The 25,567-nt window shown below is 55.8% G+C and carries 21 protein-coding genes and 5 tRNA genes; 4 read left to right on the top strand and 22 right to left on the bottom strand.

What is annotated here, in order from left to right; genetic code table 11:
* Positions 1 to 251: 251 nt before the first annotated feature.
* The 7 genes from uvrD to ETA_RS02155 form a co-directional block, all read right to left on the bottom strand.
* Positions 252 to 2,414, bottom strand: a complete 2,163-nt coding sequence (gene uvrD, locus ETA_RS02180; protein ID WP_012439985.1) for a DNA helicase II — start codon at positions 2,412 to 2,414, stop codon at positions 252 to 254.
* A gap of 57 nt (positions 2,415 to 2,471) precedes the next feature.
* Positions 2,472 to 3,188, bottom strand: coding sequence for a 5-amino-6-(5-phospho-D-ribitylamino)uracil phosphatase YigB (gene yigB, locus ETA_RS02175; RefSeq protein WP_012439984.1), 717 nt, complete (start codon positions 3,186 to 3,188; stop codon positions 2,472 to 2,474).
* Complete coding sequence (xerC, locus tag ETA_RS02170; protein ID WP_012439983.1) at positions 3,188 to 4,096, bottom strand: tyrosine recombinase XerC; 909 nt, start codon at positions 4,094 to 4,096, stop codon at positions 3,188 to 3,190. The genes yigB and xerC overlap by 1 nt, the downstream gene beginning before the upstream one ends.
* Entirely contained in the window at positions 4,093 to 4,803 is a 711-nt protein-coding gene (locus ETA_RS02165) for a DUF484 domain-containing protein (protein ID WP_012439982.1), read from the bottom strand. Before ETA_RS02165 ends, xerC begins: the two co-directional genes overlap by 4 nt.
* The gene (dapF, locus tag ETA_RS02160) at positions 4,800 to 5,624 is read right to left on the bottom strand and encodes a diaminopimelate epimerase (protein WP_012439981.1); all 825 of its coding nucleotides are present in this window, start codon (positions 5,622 to 5,624) and stop codon (positions 4,800 to 4,802) included. The genes ETA_RS02165 and dapF overlap by 4 nt, the downstream gene beginning before the upstream one ends.
* Positions 5,625 to 5,651: 27 nt before the next feature.
* Complete coding sequence (gene lptM, locus ETA_RS19025) at positions 5,652 to 5,852, bottom strand: LPS translocon maturation chaperone LptM (protein WP_071819153.1); 201 nt, start codon at positions 5,850 to 5,852, stop codon at positions 5,652 to 5,654.
* Positions 5,853 to 5,955: 103 nt separating this feature from the next.
* A complete protein-coding gene (locus ETA_RS02155; RefSeq protein WP_012439979.1) occupies positions 5,956 to 8,511 on the bottom strand; it encodes a class I adenylate cyclase in 2,556 nt (851 codons plus the stop codon).
* A 295-nt stretch (positions 8,512 to 8,806) separates the two neighbouring features.
* Here ETA_RS02155 and hemC point away from each other — a divergent pair, with 295 nt between their 5' ends.
* From hemC to hemY, 4 genes are all read left to right on the top strand, one after another.
* A complete protein-coding gene (hemC, locus tag ETA_RS02150; protein ID WP_012439978.1) occupies positions 8,807 to 9,748 on the top strand; it encodes a hydroxymethylbilane synthase in 942 nt (313 codons plus the stop codon).
* On the top strand, positions 9,745 to 10,482 hold the full coding sequence (gene hemD, locus ETA_RS02145) for a uroporphyrinogen-III synthase (RefSeq protein ID WP_012439977.1): 738 nt from the start codon (positions 9,745 to 9,747) through the stop codon (positions 10,480 to 10,482). The genes hemC and hemD overlap by 4 nt, the downstream gene beginning before the upstream one ends.
* 96 nt (positions 10,483 to 10,578) lie before the next feature.
* Positions 10,579 to 11,718, top strand: coding sequence for a uroporphyrinogen-III C-methyltransferase (hemX, locus tag ETA_RS02140; protein WP_012439976.1), 1,140 nt, complete (start codon positions 10,579 to 10,581; stop codon positions 11,716 to 11,718).
* 2 nt (positions 11,719 to 11,720) lie between these two features.
* The gene (gene hemY, locus ETA_RS02135) at positions 11,721 to 12,911 is read left to right on the top strand and encodes a protoheme IX biogenesis protein HemY (RefSeq protein ID WP_012439975.1); all 1,191 of its coding nucleotides are present in this window, start codon (positions 11,721 to 11,723) and stop codon (positions 12,909 to 12,911) included.
* A 1,239-nt stretch (positions 12,912 to 14,150) separates the two neighbouring features.
* Here hemY and ETA_RS02125 read toward each other — a convergent pair.
* The 15 genes from ETA_RS02125 to wecB form a co-directional block, all read right to left on the bottom strand.
* A tRNA-Pro gene (locus tag ETA_RS02125) sits at positions 14,151 to 14,227 on the bottom strand.
* An 86-nt stretch (positions 14,228 to 14,313) separates the two neighbouring features.
* Positions 14,314 to 14,390, bottom strand: a tRNA-Pro gene (locus ETA_RS02120).
* Positions 14,391 to 14,418: 28 nt separating this feature from the next.
* Positions 14,419 to 14,505: transfer RNA gene (locus tag ETA_RS02115), tRNA-Leu, on the bottom strand.
* A gap of 13 nt (positions 14,506 to 14,518) precedes the next feature.
* A tRNA-His gene (locus ETA_RS02110) sits at positions 14,519 to 14,594 on the bottom strand.
* A 78-nt stretch (positions 14,595 to 14,672) separates the two neighbouring features.
* A tRNA-Arg gene (locus tag ETA_RS02105) sits at positions 14,673 to 14,749 on the bottom strand.
* A gap of 179 nt (positions 14,750 to 14,928) precedes the next feature.
* A complete protein-coding gene (gene wecG, locus ETA_RS02100; protein ID WP_012439974.1) occupies positions 14,929 to 15,669 on the bottom strand; it encodes a lipopolysaccharide N-acetylmannosaminouronosyltransferase in 741 nt (246 codons plus the stop codon).
* Positions 15,666 to 17,039 (bottom strand): ECA oligosaccharide polymerase, encoded by a 1,374-nt coding sequence (wzyE, locus tag ETA_RS02095; protein WP_012439973.1) that lies wholly within the window; start codon positions 17,037 to 17,039, stop codon positions 15,666 to 15,668. Before wzyE ends, wecG begins: the two co-directional genes overlap by 4 nt.
* A complete protein-coding gene (locus tag ETA_RS02090) occupies positions 17,036 to 18,112 on the bottom strand; it encodes a TDP-N-acetylfucosamine:lipid II N-acetylfucosaminyltransferase (protein ID WP_012439972.1) in 1,077 nt (358 codons plus the stop codon). Before ETA_RS02090 ends, wzyE begins: the two co-directional genes overlap by 4 nt.
* A complete protein-coding gene (wzxE, locus tag ETA_RS02085; RefSeq protein ID WP_012439971.1) occupies positions 18,109 to 19,359 on the bottom strand; it encodes a lipid III flippase WzxE in 1,251 nt (416 codons plus the stop codon). Before wzxE ends, ETA_RS02090 begins: the two co-directional genes overlap by 4 nt.
* Position 19,360: 1 nt before the next feature.
* Positions 19,361 to 20,491 carry a dTDP-4-amino-4,6-dideoxygalactose transaminase gene (rffA, locus tag ETA_RS02080; protein ID WP_012439970.1) on the bottom strand — a complete coding sequence of 377 codons (1,131 nt, stop codon included), beginning with the start codon at positions 20,489 to 20,491 and terminating at the stop codon, positions 19,361 to 19,363.
* On the bottom strand, positions 20,488 to 21,189 hold the full coding sequence (gene rffC / locus ETA_RS02075; RefSeq protein ID WP_012439969.1) for a dTDP-4-amino-4,6-dideoxy-D-galactose acyltransferase: 702 nt from the start codon (positions 21,187 to 21,189) through the stop codon (positions 20,488 to 20,490). The genes rffA and rffC overlap by 4 nt, the downstream gene beginning before the upstream one ends.
* Positions 21,167 to 22,048 (bottom strand): glucose-1-phosphate thymidylyltransferase RfbA, encoded by an 882-nt coding sequence (gene rfbA / locus ETA_RS02070; RefSeq protein ID WP_012439968.1) that lies wholly within the window; start codon positions 22,046 to 22,048, stop codon positions 21,167 to 21,169. The genes rffC and rfbA overlap by 23 nt, the downstream gene beginning before the upstream one ends.
* 19 nt (positions 22,049 to 22,067) lie before the next feature.
* Positions 22,068 to 23,135, bottom strand: a complete 1,068-nt coding sequence (gene rfbB, locus ETA_RS02065) for a dTDP-glucose 4,6-dehydratase (protein WP_012439967.1) — start codon at positions 23,133 to 23,135, stop codon at positions 22,068 to 22,070.
* The gene (wecC, locus tag ETA_RS02060; RefSeq protein ID WP_012439966.1) at positions 23,132 to 24,394 is read right to left on the bottom strand and encodes a UDP-N-acetyl-D-mannosamine dehydrogenase; all 1,263 of its coding nucleotides are present in this window, start codon (positions 24,392 to 24,394) and stop codon (positions 23,132 to 23,134) included. The genes rfbB and wecC overlap by 4 nt, the downstream gene beginning before the upstream one ends.
* Positions 24,391 to 25,521 carry a non-hydrolyzing UDP-N-acetylglucosamine 2-epimerase gene (wecB, locus tag ETA_RS02055; protein ID WP_012439965.1) on the bottom strand — a complete coding sequence of 377 codons (1,131 nt, stop codon included), beginning with the start codon at positions 25,519 to 25,521 and terminating at the stop codon, positions 24,391 to 24,393. Before wecB ends, wecC begins: the two co-directional genes overlap by 4 nt.
* Positions 25,522 to 25,567: the final 46 nt, after the last annotated feature.

The following is a 25,567-nucleotide window of genomic DNA, read 5'->3' as shown; positions in this document are numbered from 1 at the left end:
ACCGGAAACACACGTTTCAGTCAGCGATAGGAGAGGACTCACAGCGACGGGGAAATAGCATCGCCAACAACCACGAAGGCTATCGGCAAAGGAGGATAGCCTTAGGAGTTGTACCTGTTGTCCAGGTCAGTGAGCCAGTCTCTACTGGGTGTGTCCAAGGCGAATGTCCTCTAAGGATAATAATGGGCGCATGTTACGCCGAGAGGAAAAAGTCGTCAAGCCAGGCAATAAGCCTTGACGACCTGCCTGCATCACATCGCTTCCAGTTTGGCATACGCGGCGACCAGCCATTTAATCCCCTGGCCCTGAAACGCCACCTGCAGGCGGCTGTGTTCACCGCTACCCTCAAGGTTGACGATCGTTCCTTCGCCAAATTTCGCATGATGCACCCGCTGGCCGAGGGTAAACCCGCTGTCATTTTTCGTCACCGGCGTGCCCATACGCTGATGGCTGACCGGCCGACTGACGCTGGCGCGCAGCCGCACTTCCTCTACGCACTCCTCCGGCAGCTCTCCGATAAAGCGCGAAGGGCGATGATAGACCTCCTTACCGTAAAGCCGCCGGGTTTCAGCGTAGGTCAGGGTCAGTTTCTGCATCGCACGCGTCACGCCGACATAGGCAAGACGGCGTTCTTCTTCCAGCCGTCCCCCCTCTTCAAGCGACATCTGGCTGGGGAACATGCCCTCCTCCATGCCAACGATGAAGACCTGCATAAATTCAAGACCTTTCGCGGCGTGCATGGTCATCAGCTGCACGGCATCCTGCCACTTATCGGCCTGACCTTCCCCGGCTTCCAGCGCGGCATGAGATAAAAATGCCTGCAGCGGCATCAGGTCTTCATCCTCATCCTGATAGCTGTACTGGCGGGTGGCGTTGACCAGTTCTTCAAGGTTTTCGATACGCGCCTGGCCCTTCTCACCTTTCTCCTGCTCATACATCAGCCACAGGCCGGAGTCTTTGATCACCCGATCCGTTTGAACGTGCAGCGGCATTTCGCTGGTTTCATGCGCCAGCGAGTCCACCAGTTCGGTGAAACGTTGCAACGCGGAGGCCGCACGCCCGGCCAGCGCTTTTTCCTGCAACAGCGCGCGGGCGGTTTGCCATAATGTTAGCTGGCGCTCACGCGCCGTCTGGCGAACCACATCAAGCGTGCGATCGCCAATACCGCGCGTTGGGGTGTTGACCACCCGCTCGAAAGCCGCATCGTCATTACGGTTGGAGATCAGGCGCAGATAGGCGAGAGAATCCTTGATTTCCTGGCGTTCGAAGAAGCGCATGCCGCCATAAATACGGTACGGCATGCTGGTTTGTAACAGCGCTTCTTCCAGCACGCGCGACTGGGCGTTACTGCGGTACAGGATGGCGCAGTCGTTCAGCGCGCCGCCCTTCTCCATCCATACCTTAATACGATTAACCACAAAGCGCGCTTCATCCAGCTCGTTAAAGGCGCAGTAAATTGCGATGGGCTCACCGTCGCTGTCTTCAGTCCACAGCTCTTTACCCAGGCGACCATTGTTGTTGGCAATCAGGGTGTTGGCGGCTTTCAGAATATTGTTAGTCGAACGATAATTTTGCTCCAGACGAATGGTTCCTGCCGCCGGAAAATCGTTCAGGAAACGCTGGATATTTTCCACCTGCGCCCCGCGCCAGCCGTAGATCGACTGGTCATCATCACCGACGATAATCACTTTCCCCGTGTCGCCGGCCAGCATACGGATCCAGGCGTACTGGATATTGTTGGTGTCCTGGAACTCGTCCACCAGAATGTTGGTGAACCTTTCTCGATAATGATTAAGGATATGAGGTTTATTCAGCCACAGCTCATGTGCACGAAGCAGCAGCTCGGCGAAATCCACCAGTCCGGCGCGATCGCAGGCCTCCTGATACGCTTGATAAATACGCAGCCAGGTTTGCTCAATCGGGTTGCCGTAGCTTTCGATATGCTTCGGGCGCAACCCTTCGTCTTTCTTGCCGTTGATGTACCACATTCCCTGGCGGGCAGGCCACTGCTTCTCATCCAGATTCATCGCCTTGATCAGGCGTTTCAGCAGGCGCAGCTGATCTTCGCTGTCGAGGATCTGAAAGTCCTGCGGCAGGTTGGCATCAAGATGGTGCGCACGCAGCAGACGGTGCGCAAGGCCGTGGAAGGTGCCGATCCACATGCCGCCCTGGCTGGTGCCGATCAGCTGTTCAATACGATGGCGCATTTCTGCCGCCGCCTTGTTGGTAAACGTCACCGCCATAATCGAATGAGGAGAACAGTTTTCTACCGCCATCAGCCAGGCGATGCGATGCACCAGCACGCGCGTTTTGCCACTGCCCGCTCCGGCCAGCACCAGCAGATTGCTGCGCGGCGCGGCTACGGCTTCACGTTGTTTGTCATTCAAGCTATCGAGCAGGTCAGAAACGTCCATAGGCACCATCAGGGATCGGGAGCGGCGAGCCGCTCCACTGGTTAAATAACCAGGTTATTATATCAGCGCAGTCAGCGATGCCAACTGCGAAATTTCCAACGTGGGGAGCAGACGGGAATCATCGATACGCATCAGATCCCCTTCACACAGGTTAATCCAGCACGCCTGCATCCCGGAGCGCACCGCGCCAGCCACATCGGTGGTCAGATCGTCGCCAATATGCAGGATTTGCTCCGGGCGCAGATTAAGGCGTTGGGCGCTGCGGTGGTACATATCCTGATAAGGCTTGGCGCGGCCATCCGGCCCGGCCCGTAAAATAAACTGGAAGTATTTACCCAGTCCGCACAGATGAGGTTCTGCGTTACCATTGGTGATCGCCACCAGCGGTATACGCGCGGCCAGGGCGGCCAACGTAGCGTGCGTTTCAGAGGGGACGTCAATCTGGCTACGCCAGTGAGCGAATACGTTCATAATTTCACGCGCCCCGCTGGCGGCCTGCGCGGCCGGGATACCGACGTCCAGAATCGATTGTTCGACGGCGCGACGCCGCCATTCCGTCACGTCGTGATACATTTCCGGATCGGCGATCAGCAGCCGGTCACGCACCTGCTGATACTGCTGCACGCTGAAGCCCTGTAGCGCCGGATGATATGCCTGCAACGCGGCGTGAGAGGCCTGCGTGGTGCGGCGGATCACCGGATGATTGTCATACAGGGTATCGTCGAGGTCGAAGGTCATGGCCGCGATAGGACGCAGCGAGCGGTAAAAGTGCATCAGGATTTTCCTCGTTTCGCACGGGGATGGGCGGCATCATAAACCGATGCCAGATGTTGAAAGTCGAGATGAGTATAGATCTGCGTGGTGGTCAGGTTGGCATGGCCCAGCAGCTCCTGCACCGCACGCAGATCGCCACTGGATTCCAGCATATGTGTGGCGAAGGAATGGCGCAGTTTATGCGGGTGGATATGGCTGGATATGCCCTGTTTCACGCCCCATTCGGCAAAGCGCTTTTGCACATTGCGCGTCGAGATGCGCTTCCCTTTATTCGACAGAAACAAAGCATTGTCTTCCGGGTCAAACAGCTCGCGCATTTCCAGCCAGTTTTCGATCCAGTGCACGGCGGTACGCCCCATCGGCAGGCGGCGCTCTTTGCTCCCTTTGCCCACGACCCATACCTCGCCGGATGCCAGGTCGAGATGCCCGAGATCAATTCCCACCAGTTCCGACAAGCGTAACCCGGCGCCGTACATCACCTCCAACATGGCGCGATCGCGCACCGCCAGCGGATCGTTAAGGTCGATCTCCAGCAGGCGGTTCACTTCATCAACATCAATGTTTTTCGGCAGATGGCGGCCCGCACGCGGCGTTGCCACGCCTTTTGCCGGGTTGGCTTTAATCATGCCTTGGCTCATCAGCCAGTCAAGGAAACTGCGTAGTGCCGAAAGGCGCAGAGCAAGGCTGGCAGGCTTTAACCCGCTGCGGGTACTGCGGGCGGCAAGAGAGCGTACCAGCGCCGCATCCAGTCGCGCCCAATCAACCACTTTTAGTTCGTCGAGCAGGACAATAAGGGCGCTAAGCTGACGACGGTAGTTGATCTGGGTGAGCGGACTCAGCTGACGCTCGACCTTTAAAAAGCGCAGAAAACCCTCTACGGCAGCCAGCAGAGGGGATACGCCGTTCACACGCGCTCAATCCAACGCGACAGCAGCTGCGGCAGCATCACTGACAGATGCTGTAACAGCACCGTTCCCATACCGGACTGATAATGCTGGCCGTCACGGCTGCTGAAAATTAGCACGCCAAGATCGCCTTCTTCGCCCAATAGCGACACGGCCACCGAACCGATCGCTTTTGCCTGTGGCAACAGCAGCAGTAATTCGGGGCCGTTGAGGCTACCGAGGTAATGATTGTGCTTACCCATCCGCTGAATACGTACTGGCTCAAAGGCCTGCCGAGACAAGGCGAGCTGGGTAAAATCAGATGGGGCACCGATACGCCACTTCTCGCTAAATAAGCGGATATTGGCTCCCGCCAGGCCAAACTCACGCGCCCAGCGATGCAAACGATTAAGCATATCATGCAGGCTGGAAGCCGAAGACAGCCGGCCCTGTAGGGCTAGCAGACGTTCAAACAGCAGTTGGTTAGCGCTGGCCTGCTCCATCAACAGCGTGATCTCTTCTTCCAGCTGCTGAATATGATGGCGCTGACGTTTTAGCTGCCACTCGACCAGCGACACCGAGCCCCGCACCGGGTGAGGGATCATCATCTGCTCGACCTGGCGCGCATTGCGCATAAAGAAGTCCGGATTTTGCCGCAGAAAATCACTGACGGTGTCATCGTCCAGCAGAGTGGCTTCGGCGTTCTGCGCGTGTTCTCCAACCTGTTTCATAAATGAATAAATCCGTCGTAAACATGAGTAGCGGGCCCGGTCATATACAGGGGATGCCCCGGCCCTTTCCAGGCAATATGCAGCGAGCCGCCGGGCAAGTCGACCCGCACTTTTTCTGCCAGCGACGCCTGCTGGATACCCACCGCCACCGCCGCACAGGCTCCGCTGCCGCAGGCCTGGGTTTCACCCGCGCCACGTTCATAAACGCGCAGCCGGATATGCTCACGATGAACCACTTCCATAAAGCCAACGTTAACCCGCTCCGGGAAGCGCTCATGGCTTTCCAGCACCGGGCCGAGCGTTTCAACAGCCGCCGTTTTGACGTTATCAACCTGTAACACGCAGTGCGGATTACCCATTGATACCACGCCACACATGACGGTTTGTTCAGCGGCACGCATCAGATAGATGTTTTCCGCTTTGTTGGCCCGGAACGGAATCTGTTGCGGTTCAAAATTAGGCTCGCCCATATTCACGCAGACCAGCTCATCCTGAGTGATGCTCAATACCATTCGACCCGACTGGGTGCTGACGCGGATCTCATTCTTATTTGTCAGCCCTTTAAGCCTGACAAAGCGGGCAAAGCAGCGCGCGCCGTTGCCGCACTGCGCCACTTCGCTGCCGTCAGCATTAAAAATACGGTAGTGAAAATCGAGGTCAGGATCGTAAGGCGGTTCGACGATCAGTAGCTGATCGAAACCGATCCCCAGATGACGATCGGCCAGACGCCGGATCAGCTCCGGAGAGAAATAGACATTTTGCGTGACGGCATCAACCACCATGAAGTCGTTGCCGAGACCGTGCATTTTCGAGAACTGCATTTTCTGCTCCGCCGAGTGCGTCATAGTTTACTGAGTCGGTTGCGCACTCTGCTCTTTCACAGTGGCAGACGGTTGTGCATTGCTGCCGGATTGGGTCGATGGGGCTGTATGAGTGGTTTTCGGCCTGTCCTGCTCATGATTTGGAAAATAAAGCGGCCCCTTCAGACCACATCCCGTCAGGCTGGCGGCGGTGATTACCAAAGCCAGCTGGCAAATTCGTTTTTTCATTCTCATTCTGCTCATCTTCAATCTTTATATGCCGCCTATCATCGCAGTTGAAGTCCGAAAAGCAACAGGAAAAGCGAATCTGGCCCAGCGGAAAATACTGATGTTAATGCATCTGGTAGCAACGATCGCCGTCTTCACCCGCAGCCGCATCCGGCGAGTTGGCGCTCGGCGGCGTCATCACCTGGCTGCGAAAAGGGATCACCTGACTGCGGTCACCGACCTGCACAATCTGATAGAACTGCGGCAGGTTGAAATTGATAAAGCTTGACCCATAGGTAAAGCGGTCGTGAGAAGACGAGTAAAAGCGGCTGACGTCGCGCACCAGCTCCTCTTTACTGCCCTCACAATGATGATAGATCTCAACGCGGTTTGTTTCATCGAGGATATAGATATTAAAACCGTGATCGTCACGGGTATCTTCAAAGAAAAACTGGATAATTCCTTCACTGGCATAGCCATTGACCACCGTTGGCAGCCGGGTCTGGTCGCTTTCAACCTTGAGCGACAGGCCGTGCAGTTTGTTATTTGAGATTGCCCCGTAGAACTCCACCGCGTTCTCCAGCTTTTGCACCGAAACGCTAAGACGCTCGAAGAACAGCCCCCAGGTTTGACCGGCCACGCGCAACGCTTTAAAACGGCCCGGCTCCTGCCGCGTGCTCGAAAGACGCAGCTCAATACATTCAGATATCAGCTGCTGTACGCGGGTGCGGATGAGCCCACGTAAATGCTGACTGTAGCAAAACACGTCGACTGAATCCGGCGGCGAGGCATCCTGATGCATTTTGCCCAGGATCGTTTTCAGCGCTTCAATCATCGACTGCTCGCCGCTGAAATGCAGAGTACGCACCTCATTCCACGAATTGCGATAGAGCAGGTCAACGCTGCCTACCAGACACTGCTGTTGCTGACCAAAACTGAAAATGTCCAGCTTGCGGAAATCAAAATGTACCACCTGGTTGCGGAAGGCTGCCGTCGGATCGGCTTCCAAATTAATGATAATGGCCAGATGGCGAATTTCACACGGGCTGTAAAGCGCTTTCGGCGTGGGCGTCGGTAGCCTGACGGGGAAATGGTGCGTCACATCCGCCACCAGCTCCTGCAGGCGAGACAGCTCAAAGCTCTCGTTACCTTTGATATGCAGGTGCGTTTTGCGGGTCAGTAAACCGTTAAACCACGCCCATGCCACCAGCTTATTCAGGTAGCGGTTATATTCAAGTGGCTGATGGCTGATAATCGAATCCATATCCGGTGCCTGATTATACAGATACCAGCCCGCCCGGTTTGCGCGGCCATTGGGCACATGGATAAACGTCAGATGCGGCTCGGAGAGATCGGGCGATATCTGCGGATTAAGCAGCGTCACTTTGCCCGGTAACGCTTCAAACGCGGCGTAGAGTTTGCGCGTCAGTACGCCAATATCCTGCGGGCTGGCGCTCACGCTCAAATTATTACGCCGTGCAAAGCGGATCAGGTTGCGGTAGCTCTGCATCATCGCGTCCAGCAGCTCATTGTGCGCTTCACGTACCTGCGCGATTTTCCAGTCCGCACGGCTGTCGAGCATGGCCAGTCGCTGCTTATCCCAGCCCCATTCCCGCACCAGCTGGCTGAGGATTTCACGCCGCCAGCCACCGTTCTCTGATGCCAGCGACAGCTTCTCACACACCTTCAGGTAGAAGCAGCGGCGTACCAGATCGAGGCGGGCATGATCGTTAATGCCGGTGAGATACCGGGTAACGCGCTCAAGCATCATGCAATAGGGATCAAGGCCGTAAGAAACAATCTCTCCGTCGTGCAGGCGCTGTTTAATGTCCATCGCCAGCAGGCGCGTATCCGGGTATTCCCAAGAGTAAGCTTCAAGCAGCAGGGTTTTCAGCACGGCTTTATACGGCGAGTCGATACTTTTATACAGCTGCCACAGGCTGGCACCAAAATACTCTTCTGCCGATAGCGTACCCAGCCCGCCAAGATCCAGCCATTCGTTGGGCGTCAACACCCCGCGTTGGTACAGCGACATAACATAGTCGTCGTACTGATCTTCTTCCTCACGCGGCACCATATTCCACAGGATGCGTTTACCCGCCATGCGGACGGCCGTGCGGTAAAATTCGTCAAGCAGCAGAATATGTTGGGTTGAACCGCAATCCTCGCCACCGAGGCTGCCACTTTCATTATGACGGAAGCGATTTTCATCGATCAGGAAGAAACTGACCTCAACGCCCATTTCCTTACACCAGTTTTGCAGCAGAATACATTTCTTCTGCAGGCTGAGGCGTTCGTCATTATCCAGCCATGACTGGTGGCAGACCCAGATATCCAGATCGGAGGTGGCGTTCTGCCCAACGGAAGAGGTGCTGCCCATTGAATACACCCCGGTAACAGGCATTTCGCCATGCGGAGGCGTAGCGACATCGGAGCCGGATTTTCCTTCCAGCGCGCGCAGATAGGTGAGTTGACTTTCATCGGGCGTGTAAAAGCTGATGCCATGTGGGACGTTACCTTCCAGGTAACCTGGCATCAGTGGATGGTGATAATGTAATAAGGTTGGCAGAAGACTGTAAACCTGTTGGAATTCAGGCCCCATCGCAGCCAGAGCGCGGTCAACGCGCAGCTGATTGATGGCATCCAGTCTCTGTTTCAGTGTCTCTATGTAGAGGTACAAGACGTTTCACCTGATTATCCCAGTGCCTATACCCCGTTGATGACCGACAAGGGTATAAAAAAGTTCGGTTTCCGAAATCTGCCGTTTGCTTTAAAAATATAAGGGTACACATTATGGCTGGAAACGTGACCAATCTAACACCCGCCAGATTGACCATAAAGAAATTTGCGCTACCTGCTAGTCTAGCACATTTTACTGTCAAACTACCGTAATACCACCCTTCACCGCCGTTTAACTGACAGCCTTCCCGGTTCAATGATAGGATAATCAGTGAACGATCAAAACGGTATCAAGCATGTCAGACAAAATTTTAAGAATTGCCACCAGGAGAAGTCCTCTTGCCTTATGGCAGGCGGAGTATGTACAACGACGTTTAATCGCCTGTCATCCGGGGCTGCGCGTAGAGCTGCTGCCGATGGTGACGCGTGGAGATGTGATCCTCGATACCCCGCTGGCGAAGGTGGGAGGTAAGGGGTTATTCGTGAAAGAACTGGAGCAGGCCATGCTGTCAGGCAGCGCGGATATTGCCGTACACTCAATGAAAGATGTGCCGGTTGCCTTTCCGCCAGGGCTGGGGTTAGTGGCTATCTGTGAGCGCGAAGACCCCCATGACGCGTTTGTGTCACATCATTATACATCGGTGGACTCATTGCCCCAGGGTGCCATTGTCGGCACATCCAGCCTGCGCCGGCAGTGCCAGCTCAGCGCCCGCCGCCCAGACCTGGTGATCCGTTCACTGCGTGGTAACGTCGGCACTCGCCTCGGGAAACTGGATGCGGGAGAATATGACGCCATTATTCTGGCCGTTGCCGGATTGAAACGACTGGGCCTGGGCGATCGTATCCGTCAGGTGATGCCCGCTGAAGAGTCGCTGCCTGCCGTTGGCCAGGGCGCGGTCGGTATTGAATGCCGCCTCGACGATATACAGACTATCGCTTTGCTCGCTGCGTTAAACCATAGTGAGACCGCATGCCGGGTGAGCGCCGAACGGGCCATGAATACCCGGCTGGAAGGCGGTTGCCAGGTGCCGATTGGCAGTTATGCGCTGCTGGAAGACGACCAGCTGTGGCTTCGCGGGCTGGTTGGCTCACCGGATGGCAACGAGATGGTACGTGGCGAACGCCGCGGCCCGCGAGCGGATGCCGAAAAAATGGGCATCTCACTGGCTGAAGAACTCCTGGAGAATGGCGCGCGCGATATTCTCGCGGCGGTATATCAGGGGAACCCACCGGCATGAGCATTCTGGTCACTCGCCCTGCGCCGGCAGCAGATGAGCTGGTTAGCCGTCTGCGTCTTCAGGGGAGAGTTGCCTGGTCGTTCCCGCTGATAGAATTTACCCCAGGAACCCAGCTGGACAGACTGCCCGATCGCCTTGAGGCGCTGGAGGCAGGAGACCTGGTTTTTATTCTGTCGCAACACGTCATCCACTATGCTCAACCCACATTTAACCGTTTAGAGTCAACATGGCCCGCCAGCCTGAACTATTATGCAATAGGGCGCAGTACCGCACTGGCATTTCATGCGGCCAGCGGGCGTCAGGTTTCGTGGCCACACGAGCAGGAAACCAGTGAAATACTGATCCAGCTGCCCGATTTGCAAGTCGTAACGGGTAAACGTGCGTTGATTCTGCGCGGCAACGGGGGGCGTGAATTATTGGCGGAAACACTGCTTAATCGCGGCGCTAAAGTAGAATTTATTGAGTGTTATCAACGCTGCAACAAGCACTATCACGGCGCAGAAGAGGGCCGACGCTGGCGCAACCAGGGCATCGACACGCTGGTGGTGACCAGCGGTGAAATGTTGCAGCAGCTCTACTCGCTTTTCACCGATATCGATCGTGATGAATGGCTGTTGCACTGTCGACTGGTGATCGTCAGTGAGCGCCTGGCCACTCTGGCGCGAAAACTCGGATGGGCGAACATTGATGTCGCCGACGGTGCGGATAATGATGCACTATTGCGTGCGATATAATTATATCCTTAAAGACTTCGCGTAACAGGAAGGCAGTCACTACGCCTGCAATGCGAAAGATTAAGACTTTGTCACTTAAAAATGGGATGAGCCATTATGACGGAACACAAAGATTCCTCCGCCATGGTTGAAGAGACCACCCCAGCGGTTGAAACCTCAGCTGCTGAACCTCAGCAGCCGTCACAAGGTGGGCGTAGCGGAACCGTGCTCGGTGCAGTCGCTATTGCTATCGCTCTGGCGGTAGGTGCGGGTCTCTATATGTATGGAAAACATCAGGCGCAACTTCAGGCCGAGACCAATCAAAGCCTGGCGGCACAGCTTTCCGGGCTACAGAAGCAGTCCGCGAACGATAAGCAATCTCTGGTTGAGAAGCTGACGGCGCAAACCGGCGCGCTGGACACCGCGCGCCAGCAGCAGGCCGTACTGAACCAGCAGCTGGACGAGCTGAAGCAAAAAGTGGCCACCATTTCAGGCAGCGATGCCCAAACCTGGATGTTGGCCCAGGCGGACTATCTGGTAAAAATGGCCGGACGCAAACTGTGGAACGATCGCGATGTCACCAGCGCCGCCGCCCTGCTGAAAAGCGCAGATGCCAGCCTGGCGGATATGAACGATCCCAGCCTTATCGGCGCACGCCGTGCGCTTGCCCAGGATATCAGCACGCTTTCCGCGCTAAGCCAGGTTGACTATGACGGCGTCATTCTTAAGCTGAATCAGCTATCTAACGGCATCGATAATCTGCGTCTTGCTGATAACACCAGCGACGACGAGCCGATGGATGCCGACAGCGGTGCCCTCTCCTCCTCACTGCGTGAGTGGCGGCAAAATCTGGTAAAAAGCTGGCATAACTTTATGGATGACTTCATCACCATCCGCCGCCGCGATGCCACGGCGGAACCTCTGCTGGCGCCGAATCAGGACGTTTACCTGCGCGAGAACATCCGTTCACGCCTGCTGATTGCGGCCCAGGCCGTTCCTCGTCATCAGGACGAAATTTACAAACAGTCGATCGACACCGTTTCCGCGTGGATACGTGCCTGGTACGATACCAGCGACGCGAACACCAAAGCTTATCTTAGCCAGCTGGATGACTTGAGCGAACAGAGTATCTCAATGGATGTGCCGGAAACATTACTCAGCCAGCCCGTTATCGATAAACTGATGCAGACTCGCGTGCGCAATCTCCTTGCACAGCCTTCCGCTGCAGCGGCTCCGCAGCCGAAACAGGGAGAATAATTATGTTAAAAGTTCTGCTGTTATTCCTGCTGTTGATTGCTGGTGTGGTCGTAGGGCCAATCATTGCCGGCCACCAGGGCTACGTGCTGATCCAGACCGATAACTGGAATATCGAAACCAGCGTCACAGGTCTGGTCATCATCCTGCTATTATCCCTGGTCGTCATTTTGTCGGTTGAGTGGCTGCTGCGCCGGATGCTTCGTACCGGTGCCCGGACCCGTGGCTGGTTTACCGGCCGCAAAAGACGCAGTGCACGTAAGCAGACTAACGCCGCGCTGATAAAGCTCGCGGAAGGCGATTACAAGCAGGTTGAGAAACTGCTGTCTCATCACGCAGACCATGCCGAACAGCCTATGGTCAACTACCTGCTGGCGGCTGAAGCTGCCCAGCAGCGCGGTGACGAGAAGCGCGCCAATCAGCATATGGAACGCGCCAGCGAACTCAATGACGGTGACCCGCTGCCGGTGGAGATCACCCGCGTGCGCATTCAGCTGGCACGTAATGAAGATCATGCGGCACGCCACGGTATTGACCGCCTGCTGGAGATCGCACCGCGTCATCCTGAAGTGCTGCGGCTGGCGGAACAGGCTTATATACGCACTCAAGCCTGGGGCGCGCTGCTGAATGTTCTGCCCGCTATGGAGAAAATTCAGTTAGGTGATGCAGCACACAGGCTTGAACTGCAACAGCAGTGCTGGCTTGGCCTGATGAGCCAGGCGATGGCCGACCAGGGCAGCGAGGGTCTGAAACGCTGGTGGCAAAATCAAAGCCGCAAAACGCGCCATGAGACAACGCTACAGGTGGCAATGGCAGATCATCTTATCGTCTGTGACGATCACGATACCGCGCAGAAAATTGTGCTGGAAGGTCTGAAACGTCATTATGATGAGCGTCTGGTGCTGCTGATGCCGCGTCTGAAAACCGGTAACCCGGAACAGCTGGAAAAAATGCTGCGCCAGCAGATTAAGCAACACGGTGCCACACCGTTGCTACATAGTACGCTGGGTCAGCTGCTGATGAAACACGGCGAGTGGGAGCAGGCAAGTGAAGCTTTCAGGGCCGCACTGCAACAGCGCCCGGATGCCTTCGATTATGCGTGGCTGGCCGATACGCTCGACCGCCAGCATAAGACGGAGGAGGCCGCAACCATGCGTCGTGACGGCCTGATGCTGACGCTAAAAAACAATCCCTGAATCATCCAGATATAACCAGCCGGGCACACAGCCCGGCTTTTTTATGCCTGTAACACGGCCGACGATAAGGTGGTGATAAAAAAAAAACCTGCCGGTCGGCAGGTATAAATATCAGGTCGGTAAGACAACCGATTGGTACCCGACTCAACGGTGTGCCCGAGATCCAATAAGGCCTGAACGATATTGGCGGGTTGGGCAACAGGTACCGTAAATGGCTCTGCATCATTCCCAGGTTTATGAAGCTTGCGCAAACATAAGAGGTGGAATGAGCATCTACGCGACTATTCTTGCACACTGCATGCCAAAATGGGAATGATACCAGAAATAAATTTATATCTTACTGATTTTAATATGATTTTTTTATAATGTACGCCATGAGTTAACTGGACAGAAGCCAGACGCAAACGGAACGGTGGCGTAAACGTCGCCAGCGAAAGACAACTTGCAGAATATTTAGAAAAAAGGTGATAATACAGAGGATTATACGTCTTCTAATAGCGACAGCGCGTGCCAACGACTTATTGATAGCGAATGCAATCTCGCTATTATGACCTGTCCACCTTGTTAAACTGGAGGCTCGGGTGCCGAAAATCTTAAACAGGCATAAAAAAACCGGCCTTATGAGCCGGTTATTTTTTGTTCCAGGGCGATGGGTAGTCGCTTTCAGGAACAATGCTGCTTGTATCTGTCAACAAGGGTAGAGTCTAGCACTTTTCGTTGTAGCGTCAACCAAACTTGATTTGTCTGTATCATGATCCCGTGCATATAATCAGCAGGCTGACAGATACTCAGAGTGGCACTTTTCAGGTGACTGAATGCAGCCGTTTCGAGTTTTCCCGACCGGAAACAGGTGGTGCTGCCTGGTCTGCCTCCACTCAAAAGAGTGCTGCTTGTGTCTGTCAACAGGATACGCACCGGGAGGGAAGCCCAAAGGCATAACCGGCGTGTGGCGCTCTCTTTGAAAGGAGATTGCCCAAGTGATAAGCCCGGCTACTATCCTTGTAGCGCTGGAGATTATCCTCGTTACATTGCAGATTATCGTTGCCATCAAGCAGCTGACCGGATGCCCGTGAGGACTGAAGGAACTTGATTAAAGGCGGGGGATTGACCACCCCGCCTTTATTCGTTTCTGGCTTAAAGATGTGCTCTCGCTTCGCTCGGCTCAAACCTCCTTCGGAGGTTCTCATCCTGTTAGCTACGGACGAAAAAAAACCTGCTTTTTCAAGCAGGTTTCTAAATTGGTCGGCGAGAGAGGATTCGAACCTCCGACCCACTGGTCCCAAACCAGTTGCGCTACCAAGCTGCGCTACTCGCCGAATACTTCTTTATTGCCACTACTTTTCTTTTTTATACTAAACCCGAAGGTTTTAGCAAAAAACCCGCAATAGCAGGTTTTTAAAATTGGTCGGCGAGAGAGGATTCGAACCTCCGACCCACTGGTCCCAAACCAGTTGCGCTACCAAGCTGCGCTACTCGCCGAAAACTGCATTTACTGCTGTCGATTTTGTGGTGCGAAGAGAGGGACTTGAACCCTCACGTCCGTTAAGACACTAACACCTGAAGCTAGCGCGTCTACCAATTCCGCCACCTTCGCATACTACAAAATCTGGGGTGGCTAATGGGACTCGAACCCACGACAACTGGAATCACAATCCAGGGCTCTACCAACTGAGCTATAGCCACCACACCTACTACCAGAACAACTTTACTTCTTACTAACGCGGTAAATGTTACCACCGCAGCTCTTGCGCACAAAGTTAATGGCGCGCCCGACAGGATTCGAACCTGAGACCTCTGCCTCCGGAGGGCAGCGCTCTATCCAGCTGAGCTACGGGCGCGTAGCGCCGTTGCGGATGTGCATACTACGGGCGAGAGCCCTACCTGTCCAGTGCTTTTTTCACAAAAAAAACGCGTTTGCTTACGCTTTGTGCATTCCGTCTAAAGTCGCAGCGCTTTTTGTGCATTTTACTGCAAAAACAGAGCGTACACGCACGTGAATGAGCAAATATACCGCTGTTCAAAGGTCTCCACGCCAGTGATAGTTGAGATATTTCAGCAAACTAAACTGACGTTTAAGGCGTGAAGGCTGCAAAATCAGGCGATAGAGCCATTCCAGCCCCATATTTTGCCAAATTTTGGGCGCTCTCTTCACCTGCCCGGTGAACACGTCGTAAGTTCCCCCCACTCCCATATACAGCGCATCGGGATAAACAGCCTTACAGGCCTGCATCAGTATCTCCTGACGTGGAGACCCCATGGCAACCGTGACCAGCCGGGCACCGCTGGCTTTGATACGCGCAAACAGCGCGTCGCGTTCCCCGGACGTGAAGAAACCATCCTGTGACCCGACGATATTGACATTCCACTGCTTACAAAGCTTGTCTGCCGTCTGCGCGAGGATCTCCGGCCGCCCGCCTACCAGAAACACCGGCGTACCTTCACGTCCGGCCCGCTCCATCAGCGCCTCCCACAGATCGGCACCGGCAATACGCGACACCTTAGCCTGTGGGTACTTTTTACGGATGGAACGCACGATGCTAATGCCATCGGCATAGTTATATTCAGCCTCGGTCAGCAGTTGGTAGATTGCAGGGTTGGCCTCAGCGGTCAGTACTTTCTCAGCGTTGATGGCCACCAGCGTGCCTTTTTTCAGCTCTCCCTGCTGATTGAGGTAATCGACAAACTGCGCCATGTCGGCAAAGCCTGACAGGGTTAAACCACGTATCTGATACTTTGGCACGGTGACGGAGGCACTCATGAGTCATTCCCTACAAAACAGTGTTTAAGGCTGGAGCGAGCGCACGCCGGGCCTTTGCGCGCACGCACAAGCCCGGCGCTGTCGAGCAACCAGTAAAGCAGTTTTGCCACCAGCACACAGGCAGCAAAAATAACGCAGAAAAAGACCACGCGAGAAACAAAGGCATCTAACCCCTCACGCGCCAGCACGATCATATTAAAGACCGCGCCGAAGCAAAAACTTTGCAGGATAGCCGCCTTATAAGGGTTCTCCTCCTGGCGGCCTTTTTCATACAGCCAGTCGAACCATTTGATAATCAGCCCAACCATGACGGCCCCTAGCATAATAAACAGCGCGCCGCCCATGACGACGAGCGAACCGATCAGCGTAGGGGAGATGGCCAGCCCGGAGTGGTTGTCCAGCACTTCCCAGGTAAAGTAGTTCGCGCTGTTGAGAACCACAGAAGGTCTTTCATGCCATAGCCAGCTTGGAATAAACACATAGAAATCACGCCAGACTGGTGCCAGGCCCTGAAAATCAATCCTGTCGTAGTTTTGCAGTAGCAGCCCCAGGTTTTCCCACGGCGAGAAGGTGTCACGCGTCAGATAGAGGAAGGTGTAAAACGCCTGCGAGCCGCTTACGTCAAGGTTATAGCGCTTCAGCGCCAGCCAGAACATCGCGACAATCGCGCCAACGCCTGCTAAAGCCAGCATCCAGAGCGTTATCCAGCCACGAATAATGCCGATAAACAGAAACAGGGCGAAGGCGATAATAATATTGGCGCGCGTGCCGCCAACGATCGCATAGGTTAACAGGCCAAACGCCACGGTGCCGACCAGAAACAGCAGCCAGCTGCGCATATTCTGCTGGAGAAAATAGACCACCAGCATGGCCGGAATAAAGAAATAGAAAAAGCGTTTCAGCGCCACGCCGGAGACGTCGGCCGAAAAGATTTGACTGTATTTTTGCAGCTTAAACAGCAGGAAGCCATTGTGCAGGAAAAACACGCTCACGGTGATTAAGGCCACCAGTGCCATGATCATCCAGCTCAGGTGCGCCTCAATGCGGTTAATGGTAAATGCCGGACGAGAGGGGGCTCGGTGGCGTGTTCGCAGCCGGGTTTTGTAGGTGACGTAGTAGATGGCATAAAAGCAGCCTGCCGACAGCAGCGCCTGCAGCAGATACTCCGCCGGAACCACCTCGACATCAAAACCAAATACCAATATGCAGGTCAGTGGGAAGCCGAAGAAAAACGTCAGCAAAAACAGCATGGAGAAGAACACGTTAAAGTTAAAGCGCACGCGACGGAATTCACGCCAGGTTAGCGTGAGGATAAACCCACCGCACACCAGCCAGACCAGCAGCAGGCCGGCGAACTGTAATAACGTCATGCGTCATCTCCTTCGACCAAACGCAACGCCTGCCGCCAGCCTGCGAGATAGCCCGGCTCGAAAAAGGCGACCTGTTTCTTATCGACCTGTAGCATCTGACGCCGGGCCTCATTTATCGTTGCCGTATCCAGCCGGTCGCTATTGAACAGCACCGGCACCTGTTGTTCGACCAAATCCTGCCAGAACGGATTTTGGCGACTGAGTACAAAAGGCACATTTGCCTGCATCAGCAGACAAAGCGTGCCAATTCCCTGCTGACGTTGAAAAATAAAGTAGCCCAGATGGCAACGGCTGAGCAGCTGCAGGTAGTCACTGAATGCCAGCTTATCGGTCAGCAGCTGCACCATGCCGGGCGCAAACAAAGCGTCAGCGGCTTCACGCACGCGCTGGATGTAGGCTTCATTGTCAGGCGGGTATCCCAGCGGCACGATCACCTTAGTCCCGGCACCAAACTGCTGACGGATCTCCTCCAGTGCCTGAATGTGGCGATTGCTGGCATCTCCCGAATTCCCGAGCAGTATGGTCAGTGGGCCATTCGTCCGCTCGCTGGGCGCGACGTGCTGTGCCAGGCGGGTGGGAAAATAGAGCAGCGAAGCCGGGATCTGCGGATTGCGCTGGTGAAAGTGATTGATATCACCGCGCGTGGCGAACACATGCGCAACGCGTTTTTGCGCCAGACGTCGCATCAGGTAAAACAGGCGAAATTTCAGCCCGGCCGCATCTTCATACAAATCGGCCCCCCAGATGTGCCAGTAAACCTGGCCGCGCCGGAGTTTGCCCGACAGCAGCGCCAGCCACAGACGCAGATTGAACTGACCGTGACAGAAGAAGCGCAGCTCACGCTGCCGACGACCCGCGTCAATCACGGCGCTGGCCAGTGTCGCCTTATCGGCAAACACGCGAACGTTCAGCCGGGGAAACGACTCCGCCGGTTCCGGTTGCCCGCTCACCAGCCAAAACTGACGCGCTGCCGCCGTGGGTGCCTCGGCAGATAAGGTGCGATCGAAAAAATTCAGCACCGTCTGGTTATGATGTGGAATATCCGAGCCTAAAAGATGAATTACTGTGGTCATACTCTTCTACGGTAAATAATAAAAATGCCGGCACAGAGTGCAAAATAAGCGATATAGGTCGCCATATAGGCCTGAGCTGCACCCGTCGCACCGTGCAGCGGGATCAGCCAACGGGAAAATCCGCTAAGCAGTACAAACTGGCTCACTTCCGTCAGCAGATAAAAGCGCAGTGAGGCTTTGGCGATCACCAGATAGCCAAAAACGTAACAGCCCACTTTGAGCACATCGCCGATCAGCTGCCAAATAAACAGATCGCGCATGGCGTGAAACTCGCTGGAGAACAGCAGCCAGATAGCAACATCGCGCAGCAGCCAGACGGTAAAGCTTGCCGCGGCCACCGCCGGTAATACGAAGCGCAGGGCCTTCAGGATTTCCCGCGCGATGTCCTCTTTTCTTTGCAGACGCGCCAGGGTCGGCAGCAGCCAGACGCTGAACGAGGCGGTAATAAACTGCAGGTAAGCATCCGAGATGCTGCTAACCCCCTGCCACAGCCCCACCTGCTCCCATCCGGCATGCTGCGCCAGCAGGTTACGCATCATCATCCAGGCCAGCGGCAGCGTGACGGCGGTGATGAGTGCCATCAGGGTAAACTTCCCCAGGCTACGAACATACTCCGGCTGCCATCGGGGTAACAGATAGTTCATCGGCAGGCGGTCACGCCGCGCCAGTAAAATAAAAGCGGGCACCACCACCAGCGTGGGCACCATTGCCAGTCCAACCAGCGCGCCGCTGTAACCCCCCAGCCAGTAGCAGACAAACCACGCGGCAACGCCGATCGGGCTGCCGACAATCAGGGCAATAGCGTTGCCGGCGGCATCGCGGAAGCCCTTCATCAGCGCCAGCGCCAGGTTAGCCCAGGCAATCCCCATTTGCAGAAACGCAACGATGCGGATGACCTGCTGATAATCATCGTGGCCGAACAGCGCCCGGCTGATTGGCGCGGCAAACAGCAGGAAGACCAGCCCCAGCAGGATAGAGAACCCCAGCACCATCGACGATGCGCTGCCAACAACCGCACGCAGCTGCGCGGGCTGCTGCTGAAACTGCGCCACGTATTTAGTGACGCCGTTGAAAATGCCGGCCCCGGCCAGTACTCCCAGTACGGTAATCAGCTGACGGAAGTTTCCCGCCTGTCCGACTCCGGCCGGTCCGTAAGAGACCGCCAGCATCTTTACCACCAGCAGTCCGGCAACAATTTTTATCAGCGTGGAGGCCGCCGTCCACATGGATGCTCTCGCCAGTGACATATCAGGAGAAGTAACTCAATAAAGAGCCGATCACCGTTTTCTGATTATTGTCAGAGAGGTTATAAAAGAGCGGCAGACGCAGCAGTCGATCGCTCTCCTGCTGCGTGCAGCGGTCCTCACCGCAGAAACGGCCGAAGCGCCGTCCGGCAGGGGAGCTGTGCAGTGGAATATAGTGGAATACGGCGAGGATCTCTGCCTCTTTCAGCCAGGCAATCAGCGCGCTGCGATCGCAGCCATCGCGCAGTTTCAGCCAGAACATATGCGCATTGTGTTCGCAGCCAGCAGGAATGGCAGGCAGCGTGATACGCCCTCGTGCGGCAATCGGTTGCAGGGCATCATGGTAATTTTGCCACAGGCGCAGCCTCTGCTGGTTAACGGCTTCCGCCACTTCCAGCTGCGCCCAGAGATAGGCAGCCTGCAGGTCGGCCATCAGGTAGCTGGAGCCGATATCGCGCCAGGTATACTTATCCACCTGTCCACGGAAGAACTGGCTGCGGTTCGTGCCCTTCTCGCGGATAATCTCCGCCCGCTCGACCAGCGCCGCCTCATTGACAAGCGTTGCGCCCCCTTCCCCACCGGCGGTATAGTTTTTGGTTTCATGGAAGCTGAAGCAGCCGATATGGCCAATCGTGCCGAGCGCCCGTCCTTTATAGGTCGACATCACCCCCTGAGCGGCATCCTCAACCACCCATAGCCGATACTTTTCCGCCAGCGCCATAATGGTGTCCATCTCGCAGGCCACGCCAGCATAATGCACCGCAACAATCGCTTTGGTTTTTTCTGTGATTGCCGCTTCGATCAGGTTTTCGTCAATGTTCATCGTGTCCGGACGTACGTCGACAAACACGATGACGGCGCCACGCAGTACAAACGCATTGGCGGTAGACACAAAGGTATAGCTCGGCATAATCACTTCATCGCCGGGCTGAATATCCAGCAGGATCGCCGCCATTTCAAGCGAAGCGGTACAGGATGGGGTCAGCAGCACCTTATGGCTGCCGAAACGCTGCTCCATCCACTGCTGGCAACGGCGGGTAAAACCACCGTCACCGCACAGCTTACCGCTGCTCATCGCCGACTGCATGTATTCGATTTCAGTGCCCACCACGGGTGGAGCGTTAAACGGGATCATATGATTTCCCTGTATAGCCAGTAGGCGGTGCGTTCAATGACGCCACCGCAGCGCAAATAAAGACGCAACGCGGAGAGATTACCCAGCTGCGTTGCAACGTGGAGCCGTGTGAGGCGACGAGCCCGGCACCAGTCATTGGCGGCATCCATGAGCCGCTGGCCGATGCCCAGCCCCTGATATTCTGGCAACACGGCCAGCAGACCAATGCGCCCGGTGCCATCCGACAGCTCACGCAGCGAAACAAAACCCTGCATCGCACCCTTTTCGTCTACCGCCAGCAGGCACTGGTGATCAAAGGTGCCGCGCACGGCGTTCTCAATCCACTGCGCATAGAAGCGTCCGCTGTCTCCGGCAGCAAACCAGGGGAAGCGAAAGCGGCTGTAGATGAACAGTTCTGCCGCCGCATGGCGAAGCGGCGGGATATGCTCCACGCGGGCGATTCGGATACCGGCCGGGCGCTCAACGGCGGCAATACCCAGCACGCAGTCCGCTTCCCCTTCGACCAGACGGAAACCCAGCGCGTTCAGCGCGTCCAGCTCGGCGCTCTGCTGTGCCATCACCTTGACCTGCACCAGATCCCAGTCGTCCAGCCGCGCCGCATCCAGCATGCTGTCGCCTTTCAGCTCCAGCAGTGCGCAGCGGCGGCCAAAAAAGGCGCTCTCCCACTCCAGGGGCTTAATACTGGCGTGGATGGACATGCAGCAAGTCAGATAAATACTGGCCGTAGCCGGTTTTTGCCAACGCAGCCGCAGAGCGGCGTACCTCATCGTCCGACAGCCAGCCGTTGCGCCAGCCGATCTCCTCCAGACAGGCGATCTTAAACCCCTGGCGTTTTTCCACCGTCTGCACAAAGGTGCTGGCCTCAATCAGGCTGTCGTGCGTGCCGGTATCCAGCCAGGCAAAACCTCGCCCCAGCAGCTGCACGTTCAGCTCACCGCACTCCAGGTACATCTGATTAATGGAGGTAATTTCTAACTCACCCCGTACCGATGGCCGCACCCGTTTGGCAAACTCAACCACACGATTGTCATAGAAATAGAGGCCCGTCACCGCCCAGCGCGACATCGGCTGGCTGGGTTTTTCTTCCAGCGACAGGGCGCGGAAGTTGTCGTCGAACGCCACGACGCCAAAACGTTCCGGGTCCATCACCTGGTAGGCGAACACGGTCGCACCGGAGGGATTTCCTACCGCCTGCTTCAGCTTGGGGCTAAACCCCTGGCCGAAGAAGATATTATCGCCCAGCACCAGGCAGCAGCTGTCTTCGCCAATAAACGCCTCGCCGAGAATAAAAGCCTGTGCCAGGCCATCGGGGGTCGCCTGCTCGGCATAGGTAAGCTGAACGCCAAACTCATGCCCGTCCCCCAGCAGCCGCTGATAGTGCGGCTTATCTTCCGGCGTGGTGATAATTAAAATCTCACGAATACCCGCCAGCATTAGCACCGACAGCGGGTAATAGATCATCGGTTTGTCATAAACGGGCAGCAGCTGCTTGGACAGCCCCCGTGTAATGGGGTGCAGGCGCGTACCTGATCCCCCGGCAAGAACGATACCTTTCATCGGTGACCTCTCGTCATGGTCATAAAGATAACCCCAGGCGTTCCCCCCGGTAGCTGCCATCCAGCACACCTTGCCACCAGGCAGGATTATGGATAAACCAGCTCACGGTTTTACGCATGCCGCTTTCAAACGTTTCCTGTGGACGCCAGCCCAGTTCGCGCTCAATTTTACCGGCGTCAATAGCATAACGTCGATCGTGGCCGGGCCTGTCGGTAACGCGGGTGATCAGGTCGCGATAATAAAGTAAACCGCGCGGCTTCTGCGGCGCCAGCTCTTCCAGCAGGGCGCACAGCGTTTCAATGACGTCAATATTACGCCGTTCATTGTGACCGCCGATATTGTAGGTTTCTCCCGCCTTGCCGGTGGTCACCACTTGATAAAGCGCACGTGCATGGTCATCAACATACAGCCAGTCACGGATCTGCCCGCCATCTCCATAAACCGGCAGCGGCTTACCCGCTAACGCATTGATAATCATCAGGGGGATCAGTTTTTCCGGGAAATGGTAGGGGCCGTAATTGTTGGAACAGTTGGTGACAATCACCGGCAGGCCATAGGTACGATACCAGGCGCGAACTAAGTGATCGCTGCTCGCTTTGGTCGCAGAATAGGGGCTGCTGGGAGCATAAGGCGTGGTTTCGGTGAAGAAATCGGTGTCATTTTCCAGATCGCCAAAAACTTCATCAGTAGAGATATGGTGAAAAATGAAGGCCGATTTCTCTGGTGCAGGCAACGAGGCCCAATAATGTCTGGCGGACTCCAGCATCATATAGGTGCCGACAATATTGGTTTCAACAAACGCCAGCGGGCCATCAATGGAGCGGTCAACGTGGCTTTCTGCCGCCAGATGCATGATCAGCTGCGGCTGAAAGGCCGCGACTTCCGCATCCAACGCGGCGCGGTCACAGATATCAACTTTTTTGAAGGTGAAACGCGGGTTATCGGCAACCGGATCTAAAGAGGCAAGGTTGCCGGCATAGCTGAGCTTATCCAGCACCAGAACCCGATCCTGCGTGGAAGACAGGATGTGGCGGACAACCGCAGAGCCGATAAATCCGGCACCGCCGGTGACCAGGATACGCCTCACTTCCACACCCCTTTAGTATCAACAATCCACGGCTGGGTGAGCACGGACGGATCGACCGCCTTAAACTGCCGATGATCGACCAGCATCACCAGCACGTCAGCCTGCTGTAGAGCGTCTTCCAGCGTGACCAGCGTGACCTTTTCCTGCAAGTCGGCGGGAAGTTGCTGCACGTTTGGCTCAACCACCAGCGTTGTGCCCTGATGCCAGGCGGCGATCATTCCGGTGACCTGAACCGCCGGGCTTTCACGCAAATCATCGATATCGGGCTTAAACGCCAGCCCAAGGCAGGCTATTTTCAGCTCGCTGCCGCGACGGTCGCTTGCCATCAGACAGTTGGCAACCTGCTGCTGCACCTGTTCCAGTACCCAGTGCGGCTTACCATCGTTAACTTCACGCGCGGTGCGGATCAGGCGCGCCAGATCCGGGTTCTGGGCCACGATAAACCACGGGTCGACGGCAATACAGTGGCCGCCCACGCCAGGGCCAGGCTGTAGAATATTGACGCGCGGATGGCGGTTTGCCAGCCGGATTAATTCCCAGACGTTGATCCCCTGCTGGGTACAAATCAGCGACAGCTCATTGGCAAAAGCGATGTTCACATCGCGGAAGCTGTTTTCGGTGAGTTTGCACATCTCCGCCGTGCGCGAATTGGTGACCACGCACTCGCCCTCCACGAAAAGTCTGTAGAGCTCGCTGGCCCGCTGCGAACAGGTATCGGTCATGCCGCCAATCACCCGATCGTTTTTGCGCAGTTCGGCCATCACTTGCCCCGGCAGTACGCGCTCCGGGCAGTAGGCCACCTGGATATCGGCGGCATCCCCCGCCTGCTGAGGGAAGGTTAAATCTGGCCGGACGGCCGCCATCCACTGCGCCATTTGCTCGGTAGACCCTACCGGCGAGGTGGACTCAAGGATCACCAGATCGCCCTTTTTCAGTACCGTTGCAACGGACTCTGCTGCCTCCTGTACGAAAGCCATATCCGGCAGGTGATCGCCCCGGAACGGCGTAGGTACGGCGATCAAAAAGGCATCCGCAGGCTGCGGCCGGGTGGCAGCACGTAAGAAACCGCCCTCTACCGCCGCTTTTACCGCGCGATCCAGGTCAGGTTCGGCAAAATGAACCTCACCGCGATTGATGGTGGCCACCGCGTGCTCTTTGATATCAATGCCGATAACCTGCCTTTGACATGATGCAAAGGCCGCGGCGGTGGGCAGGCCAATATAGCCCAGCCCGATCACTGAAATGGTTTTGAAAATCATAGTGTTGTCCAATTATTCTTCAGCGCCTGCACAATTCGCTGGCAGGCCAGCCCATCGCCGTAAGGATTGTGGGCGCGGCTCATGGTTTGCCAGGCTTCATCGTCGGTCAGTAAGCGGGTCACTTCACTCACGATTTTCGCGCCGTCAGTGCCAACAAGGCGTACCGTACCGGCAGCCACCGCTTCAGGGCGTTCGGTGGCATCCCGCATCACCAGTACCGGCTTGCCCAATGAGGGTGCCTCCTCCTGAATCCCGCCCGAGTCAGTCAGGATGAGCCAGGCACGATTCATCAGCCAGACAAACGGTAGATACTCCTGCGGCTCAATAAGAATAACGTTATCAATACCGTGCAGAATGCGATTGACCGGCTCGCTCACGTTGGGATTAAGATGCACCGGATAGACGATCTGTGCCTGCGGATGCAGGCGCGCAATTTCAGCCAGCGCATTGCAGATGCGTTCAAAACCCTCACCAAAGCTTTCGCGCCGATGTCCGGTGACCAGAATCATTTTTTTATCGGAGGAGAGGAAGGGATAGCGCGCCACGAGGCCGTTTCTTAAGCCATCATCACTGAGCACCCGGTCACGCACCCAGAACAGCGCGTCAATCACCGTATTACCCGTCACGAAGATCCGTTCAGCCGGTAGGTTCTCACGCAGCAGGTTCTGCTGCGAGCCGGCGGTCGGGGTAAAGTGATAACTCGCCAGATGCCCGGTCAGCGTGCGGTTTGCTTCTTCAGGCCACGGAGACCAGATATCGCCGGTGCGCAGCCCTGCTTCCACATGCCCAACCGGAATACGATGATAAAAAGCGGCCAGGCTGGCAGCCAGCGTGGTGGTGGTATCACCGTGAACCAGCACCACATCAGGGGTAAAATCAGCAAATACCGTCTTCAGCCCGGCAAGAATACGACTGGTAATCTCGGTCAATCCCTGACCCGGCTGCATGATATTAAGATCGTAATCCGGCACGATGGAGAACAAATGCAGCACCTGATCGAGCATTTCACGATGCTGCGCCGTTACGCACAGGCGCGACTCTATTGTGTCGTCCTGCGCCAGCGCATGCACCAGAGGTGCCATTTTTATTGCTTCAGGCCGCGTGCCAAAAACCGTTAATACTTTCACCGTTGCTCTCTTCATCCGAAATTGTTTAACAGCACGAGTCTGCGAC

The organism is Erwinia tasmaniensis Et1/99 (assembly GCF_000026185.1).
GTDB classification, from domain to species: Bacteria; Pseudomonadota; Gammaproteobacteria; order Enterobacterales; family Enterobacteriaceae; genus Erwinia; species Erwinia tasmaniensis.
Note: the sequence above shows the minus strand (reverse complement) of the source record. Positions and strands in the feature narration are given on the sequence as shown.